1 protein-coding gene is annotated in these 317 nt (G+C 66.9%); it reads right to left on the bottom strand.

The window, feature by feature from the left end; genetic code table 11:
• Nucleotides 1-317, bottom strand: a 317-nt coding sequence (locus EN853_RS33465) for an alpha-ketoglutarate-dependent dioxygenase AlkB (protein ID WP_189473196.1), incomplete at both ends; no start/stop codon positions are given.

Here is a 317-nt window from a genome sequence, read left to right on the forward strand (position 1 = left end):
GAGATAGACGGACCTCGGCTCGACCTCGATCGTTTCACGGTCCCATGCCGCGCCGTTCTTGCGGCGCAGCCGGAAGCTGCAGGGCGCCAGCAGGGAAACGCCCGCCACGAGTTCGAAATGCGGCTTGTCCCGGTGCCAGCCTATGCCGGCGCCCGGGCGATATTCGTTAATCAGCACTTGCGCGAACGCGGCGGCTTGGACGCCCGCGAATTCGGCGACCTTGGCGCGAAGCGGCAGCAGGAAGTCCGGAATGGGCGGCGCTTCGAGCACCTGGCGGCGCTCATAGTCGTAGCGCAGGCCAAAGCCGACGACATGCC

Origin of the sequence: Mesorhizobium sp. M1C.F.Ca.ET.210.01.1.1, from assembly GCF_004791585.1 — a bacterium.
Taxonomy (GTDB): Bacteria; Pseudomonadota; Alphaproteobacteria; order Rhizobiales; family Rhizobiaceae; genus Mesorhizobium.